The 2,889-nt window shown below is 62.9% G+C and carries 4 protein-coding genes; all 4 read right to left on the bottom strand.

Annotation, left to right across the window (positions count from 1 at the left end):
- A partial coding sequence (locus tag M3O22_09155) for an SDR family NAD(P)-dependent oxidoreductase (protein MDP9196907.1) occupies positions 1-270 on the bottom strand: 270 nt, incomplete at its 3' end.
- Positions 267-1,016 carry an ATP-binding cassette domain-containing protein gene (locus M3O22_09150; protein MDP9196906.1) on the bottom strand — a complete coding sequence of 250 codons (750 nt, stop codon included), beginning with the start codon at positions 1,014-1,016 and terminating at the stop codon, positions 267-269. The genes M3O22_09155 and M3O22_09150, both read right to left, overlap by 4 nt.
- A complete protein-coding gene (gene devC, locus M3O22_09145; GenBank protein MDP9196905.1) occupies positions 1,016-2,185 on the bottom strand; it encodes an ABC transporter permease DevC in 1,170 nt (389 codons plus the stop codon). The genes M3O22_09150 and devC overlap by 1 nt, the downstream gene beginning before the upstream one ends.
- Positions 2,182-2,712 (bottom strand): efflux RND transporter periplasmic adaptor subunit, encoded by a 531-nt coding sequence (locus tag M3O22_09140; protein MDP9196904.1) that lies wholly within the window; start codon positions 2,710-2,712, stop codon positions 2,182-2,184. The genes devC and M3O22_09140 overlap by 4 nt, the downstream gene beginning before the upstream one ends.
- Positions 2,713-2,889: the final 177 nt, after the last annotated feature.

The following is a 2,889-nucleotide window of genomic DNA, read 5'->3' as shown; positions in this document are numbered from 1 at the left end:
TGCCTTGCGTCCTTCGGCCTGGATGCGTTTGACTGTTTCCTGCGCATCCTGGTCTTCTTCCAGATAGATGAAGGCCACGTCAGCGCCTTCCTTGGCGAGGCCAATGCAGACCGCGCGGCCGATACCGCTGTCGCCCCCGCTGACCAGCGCGACTTTACCTTTCAGCTTTCCTGCCGCTTTGTAGTTTTCCATGAAAGACCGGGGCGGCGGGTTCATTTCGGTCTCTTTGCCGGGCTGGTGGTCCTGGCTCTGGGGAGGGAAGCTGGTCATTTGCGGGGCTCCTGCTGCTGGTTACGCCCGTTTCCAACATCGGGGCGAGCAGGAGGTTCCGCAGGCAACCCGGACGATACAATCACCCCGTCTTCCAGCGAGACCACGCGGTCGGCGATGTCCAGGATGCGGTAGTCGTGGGTGACCAGCAGGATGGTGGTGCCCTGTTCCCGGGCCAGTTTTTTCAGGATCTCCACGGCCTCGTGGCCGCTCTGCTTGTCCAGCGAGGCAGTGGGTTCGTCTGCCAGCACCAGTTTCGGATTGCCCACCAGCGCCCGGGCGATGGACACGCGCTGGCGCTGGCCGCCCGACAGCTGGTCGGGTTTCGAGTGCAGCTTGTCCCCAAGGCCCACTTCGTCCAGGATGCGGGCGGCCCGGGTCTGGCGGTCCCGCTCTGACTGGCCGCTGTGCAGCTCCAGCGCCATGCACACGTTCTGCAGGGCGGTGAGAGGTTTCAGCAGATTGTGCTGCTGGAAGATGTAGCCAGTCTGGCGGCGGATAGCCATGCGGATGGCTTCGGTGCTGTTCACCAGCTCGTGCCCCAGCACCATGGCGCTGCCCTCATGGCCTGCGCGCAGGCCGCCCACGATGGTGAGCAGGGTGGTCTTGCCCGAGCCGGAGGGGCCGGTGATGATAACAATCTCCCCCTGGCCCACGGTCAGGTCCACACCCTTCAGGACCACCTGGCGCAGCTCGCCGCTGCCATACGCAAAGACCAGGTTCCGGATATCGATAACGGGATTCATCAGAACATGTCCGCCGGGTTGGCGTCCTTCAGCTTGCGCATGGCCAGCGCCCCGGCCACCGCGCACATGGCCAGGATGAACAGGAACACGCTGATGATCTTGGACAGGGGCATGGGGAAGGGGATGAAGATCACGCTTTCCGCCAGCCGGTACAGCTGGATCGAGATAAGCAGCCCCGGAATGAATCCCAGCACTGCCAGGATGAGGGCGGAGGCAAAGACAACGCGGATCAGGTATCCTTGGGAATAGCCCATGGCCTTGAGGGTGGCGAATTCACCGAGGTTGTTACTGATGTCGGTGAACAGGATCTGGTAGACGATGACCATACCCACCACCAGGCCCATGATGACGCCAAAACCGAAGATAAAGCCGATGGGGGCTACCTCGGCCCAGTATTTCTGCTCAAACCGGATCAGCTCAGGATAGGTGAGAACCAGAACATCGCTGCCCAGCAGGGGCATCAGCTCTGCCTTGACCTGCTCCCTGTCCTGAGTGGGCTTCAGGTAGATGGCGCCCATGTCCACGTACGTCAGGCTGCGGTTCGGAAAGATGCGCTGGAAGTTCAGCTCACTGGTCATCACGTTGCCGTCGGCGGCAAAGGATGTGCCCAGCAGCATCAGCCCGATGATATTGACCCGGTGGTCGTTCAGTTCGGTCCATGTGCGCCCTTCGGCAAGCCAGACGGCCACATTCCCGAATTCGGGGCGGGAGGCCCGGTCGAACAGGACAGTGTCCTCCAGCTTCAGTTCTTCCCGGTGCTGGCGGACGGCCTCGATGTCCATCAGCCCGGCGTCGGGGTCAAAGCCATAGACCATCAGGGTCCGCTTGCCCCGCGTGTCCAGGTTCTTGAACTGGCCCAGCTGCATGTACAGCGGCCACACATGGTCCACGGCGGGATGGGCCAAGGCGCGCATCATCAGGCTGCGCTCGAAGGGAACAGTGCGCCACAGGGCCTCGGTCTGCTTGTGGATCAGGAAGATGTCGCCGGTCATGCGCACGGGGGCCGAAGCGGCGCTGGCATTCAGGGAATCCCGGAAGCCCAGCTGCATGAACACCAGGATACAGGCGAACAGGACGCCCATGGTGGCGGCGATCAGCTTTGCCCTGTCGTGGCGCAGCTGGCGCCAGGCAAGTCGTGCGGCAAGGAAAAAGTCCCGCAGCGCACTCATGGCTGGATCTGTACCTGGACCTGACGGTAAATCTGGTGCTGCAGGGCCTCGATCCCGCTGTCCAGAAGGGTCAGGCGCACCTCGACCACCCGGGTGTCACGGTCGGCCAGGGGATCGGTGTCCCTGACATCGTTTTTGCGCACCTGGTATCCGATCTCCCGCACCTGCGCCTGGTAAGTGTCGGAAGAGCCGGGCAGGCGGACTTCGGCTTTCTGTCCAGGGTATATCTTTGCGATGTCTGTCTCGTAAACCTCGGCCACCACGTCCATCTCCGCCAGGTCAGCCAGATCCACCACGCCCTCGTTTCCCACCCGCTCCCCCGGCCAGGCATGGACCCGCAGAACTGTTCCCCCGATGGGGGCCTTCAGGACAGACTGCTTCAGCTGTTCCTGCCGCAGGGCCAGCGCCGCCTCGGCCGTTTTCAGCTCGGCTCCGGCCTGAAGCACTCCGGCGTCCGCCTGGGTCAGGCGGGTTTCTGCCGTGTCCTTGCCGGATACGGAAATGACCTTTGATTTGACCAGGGCCATGGCGCGCTCATATTCAGCCCGGGCATTCTGCTGTTCAGCCCTGGCGCCTTAAAGCCGGGCCAGCAGGACTTCCACCTGGGCGCTGGCCGTGGCCACTTCGGCCTTTTTCCGGGGGTTATCGCTGAAGACCGCAATGACGTCGCCGGCCCGCACATTGCTGCCATCGGTTACGTACAG

The sequence above is a fragment of the Pseudomonadota bacterium genome, from assembly GCA_030775045.1.
GTDB lineage: Bacteria > Pseudomonadota > Alphaproteobacteria > JALYJY01 > JALYJY01 > JALYJY01.
This window is presented reverse-complemented; position numbering and strand designations above follow the sequence as displayed.

Coding starts and splice junctions, on each gene's coding strand:
- M3O22_09150 (MDP9196906.1), bottom strand. CDS start 1,016: ATGAATCCCGTTATCGATATCCGGAACCTGGTCTTTGCGTATGGCAGC.
- devC (MDP9196905.1), bottom strand. CDS start 2,185: ATGAGTGCGCTGCGGGACTTTTTCCTTGCCGCACGACTTGCCTGGCGC.
- M3O22_09140 (MDP9196904.1), bottom strand. CDS start 2,712: ATGGCCCTGGTCAAATCAAAGGTCATTTCCGTATCCGGCAAGGACACG.